The organism is Pseudorhodobacter sp., from assembly GCF_030452865.1.
In the GTDB taxonomy this organism is placed as follows: domain Bacteria; phylum Pseudomonadota; class Alphaproteobacteria; order Rhodobacterales; family Rhodobacteraceae; genus Pseudorhodobacter.
In genome coordinates, this window is sequence record NZ_JAKDLJ010000389.1 from 1 (window position 1) to 3,286 (window position 3,286).

The window sequence follows — 3,286 nt, forward strand, 5'->3', positions numbered from 1 at the left end:
GGTCGGCCGGACTGGATTGGGAAGGTCGAGCATGGGCAAAATCTCCGACGGCGCGGGAAGCCTCTCTCCCCGCCTCATCCGTCAAAGACCCCACCGCCCCCCTCTGCCTCGAAGGGGACGGCGGCGGATGATGAGGACGCGGTTTCAGATCTTGCCGAGACCCCGCAGGCTCAGCTCCGTGCCGGCCCCGACAATGATGTGGTCATGCAACGTCAGGCCGAGATATTTGCAGCCCTTCTGGATTTCTTTGGTCATTGCCAGATCAGCCTCTGAAGGTGTCGGATCGCCTGAGGGGTGGTTATGGATCAAGATTAAAGCGCTGGCGTTCAGAATCAGCGCCCGCTTGATCACCTCGCGCGGATAGACTGGGACGTGATCCACGGTGCCGACCGACAGAAGCTCGTCCGCGATGATGCGGTTCTTGCGGTCGAGATAGAGCACGTGAAAGCGCTCAATAGGCCCGCGCACGCTGAGCGCACTGTAGTCCAGCAGCGCCTGCCAGCTGCCGATCACCGGGTTCTGGCTCAGGTATCGGCCGAGGATGTCACGGGCCTCTAGTATGATCGTTTCTTCTTGGGGGGTCATGAGAACCTCGCTGAATTGCGCACGCCGAAGGCCCTTGCCCCGTTTGGGGCGCGGCCATCGGTGGATATGAAGGAAAAGTCTGCGACCGCCGCAAATGCAGGCGGTCGCCGTGATGTGAACTGGCGTCAGCCGACCCGGTCGAGGAGCTTTTTCGCGCGCCCTTCCATGTCAAGCCGCGCATCCTGCTGGGTCTTGTCTCGCGCCAACCGCGTGATCCCCTGCACGAAGTCGAATATCGACTCCGGCGGGCGACCCTCTTCCATCAGCACCTTCTCGATGATCTTGCCAGACTCGGCCTTCGAGAAGCCGCGCTTCCTCAGGAAATCATCCCGGTCCTCGTCCGTCCGCGCCACGATCTGCTGCCGCGCCGCTCTGATGCCGTTCACGAAGCCCTGTGGCGAGGAGTTGGCGAAGCGCGTCAGTGCCGGGGCCGCCTCATGGGCAAACCGCGAGGCGGCGTATTTCGAGTGGCGGATCTTGATCTCCTGGAAATCTTCGACGCCCCAGAGATTGCGGTTCTGGCACACCGCCCGCAGGTAAAAGCTGGCCATGCCAAGGGTCTTGGCCCCGACCTCGGAATTCCAGCAATAGAAGCCCCGGAAGTAGAGATCGGGAGAGCCGTCGGGCAGTCGGCCTGCTTCGATCGGGTTGCGATCATCGACCAGGAACAGGAAGACGTCACGGTCCGAGGCATAGAGCGTGGTCGTGTCGCGGCTGATCTCAACATCGGGGTTGTAGACCCCTGTCGACCAGTCCAGCACACCCGGCACCTTCCAGCGCGTGTCGCCGGTGCCATTGCCCGCGATGCGCTGCACCGCCTCGACCAACTCAAAGTCGTGGATGCGGCCATAGTCGGGGCCAGTCACGGCGCGCAGTTCGGTTCGGCCATCTTCGGTCTCGAAGGTTTTCACCTGCTCGGCACGGTGGTTGGTCAGCCCGTATTGCAGGTTGATGCCCGCCAGCGGCGCGGGCAGTTGCCGCAAGTAGGAGGCGGGTGCGCCAACAATGCTGGCGAGCTGCCCGAACGCCCAATGGGTTGGCACCACCGGTTCCTGCGCCTTCGGCAGCATCAGATGCAGGCGCTCGCCATTGTCACGCGACGCCTCGACCCGAATATCTGCAGTTTGTACGACCCTGCTGCGGCTGCGCTCGGAGCGACCATTCACCGATGCCCAAAGATCATCGAGCGACAGATACCGCTCATCATCTGGCCGGTTGAACCATTCGGACGACACCCGCCCGTTCCGCTCACCCCGGCTCACATCTACCTTCCAGCCGCCCGTTCTCATTGGCCGCACCGAGTCCAGAACTTCAACAACGCCCATCGGCATCCCTCCGTGACAGGCGTTGGAAGCCACTCTCCCAACCCTCAACCTGTCGCGAAAGCAACCAACTCGTCTCTGTCTCTCAAGCAGTTTGGGCGGAAAGCATTCGTATGGCTGCGCAAAGCTCAGAATGCCACAAGCCTAGAAAAAACATATTCGCAGGGGCATAAATCTAGCTTGGCCTTCAGCTAAGGACACATTCTTGATCCGCCGGCCCCCGAAGCGGGTCAAAACGGCTTCGTGTCTTGCGTAAATCACCCGCCGATCATAAAATCTGTCACACTGCCGTCTGAAGGCTTCGATGACTCGATTTATTGTCACAGCCCTGCTTACACTTTCCATCGCTTTGTTCGGTGTCCTCCCGCATGCGGCAATGGCGGGGCAAGTGCAGAAAACGACGGCACCCTGTCACAGTGAACAAACAGTCAAGAGCGGGCATGTCGACGCGATGAAGCATTGTGGCGGTTCTGATCATGCAATGTCAGGCGCCTGTGCGATCGCCTGTCTTGGATCGATTGCAACTTGGTTTACCTCTGCGGACGCCGCGCAAATGGCCTTTCGCCCGGTTGCGCACCGGGCCACCGTGTCCCTCGTTTTGCGCGGGCGCACGGGCGAGACAGCCGACCGCCCCCCGAAATTCCTCTGAACGGTTGATGAGCGGAGTTGTCCTGCGGCTCCAGACCGACGCGCCCCTTTGGGGGGTTGATGGAATAATTCAAAATGAGACATGATCTGACACGTCGCGGCTTTCTGGCCGCATCCGCAGCCTTGGCTGCCACCACCGCCCTGCCGCGCACGGGTTTCGCGCAAAGCGCACCGCTTTCGCTGGCCGCAACATCCCGGGTGATTGAGGTTGGCGGTCGCGCAGCCACTGTCATGGGCCTTACCAATGGATCGGGCGGGCAAGGGTTGATCCTTGATCCCGGTCAGCGGTTCCGCGTCGATCTGACCAATACGCTGGCGGAGGAGACGATCATCCACTGGCATGGCCAGATCCCGCCCAATGTGCAGGACGGGGTGCCGAACCTGCCGATGCCGCTGTTGCAGCCGGGCGAAGCGCGCAGCTACGACTATGCGGCGATGCCCGGCACCTACTGGATGCACAGCCATGTGCCGGTGCAGGAGATGAGCCTGCTCGCGGCCCCCCTGATCGTGCGCCGGCCAGAAGATCTGACGTCTGACCGGCAGGAAGTGGTGGTGTTCCTGCACGACTTTTCATTCCGGCCTGCCGCCGAGGTGCTGGCCGAGATCACCCAAGGAGCGGCACATCATGACATGGGCGCAATGGATGCCCCGGCGCAGAGTCCGGATGGAATGAGCGGGATGGACCATTCCGGCATGTCGATGCCCGGCATGACGACAGACGGCACGGGTCA

General features: G+C 61.7%; 3 protein-coding genes. 1 reads left to right on the forward strand and 2 read right to left on the reverse strand.

Annotated features, from left to right (window positions below; all coding sequences use genetic code 11):
- Positions 1-144: 144 nt before the first annotated feature.
- A complete protein-coding gene (locus tag L0H65_RS16855) occupies positions 145-585 on the reverse strand; it encodes a RadC family protein (RefSeq protein WP_301460386.1) in 441 nt (146 codons plus the stop codon).
- Positions 586-710: 125 nt separating this feature from the next.
- Entirely contained in the window at positions 711-1,910 is a 1,200-nt protein-coding gene (locus L0H65_RS16860; RefSeq protein ID WP_301460388.1) for a DUF932 domain-containing protein, read from the reverse strand.
- A gap of 720 nt (positions 1,911-2,630) precedes the next feature.
- On the opposite strand from L0H65_RS16860, the gene L0H65_RS16865 reads away from it, so the two are divergent.
- Positions 2,631-3,286, forward strand: a 656-nt coding sequence (locus L0H65_RS16865) for a multicopper oxidase domain-containing protein (RefSeq protein ID WP_301460390.1), incomplete at its 3' end; no start/stop codon positions are given.

Coding starts and splice junctions, on each gene's coding strand:
- L0H65_RS16855 (WP_301460386.1), bottom strand. CDS start 585: ATGACCCCCCAAGAAGAAACGATCATACTAGAGGCCCGTGACATCCTC.
- L0H65_RS16860 (WP_301460388.1), bottom strand. CDS start 1,910: ATGGGCGTTGTTGAAGTTCTGGACTCGGTGCGGCCAATGAGAACGGGC.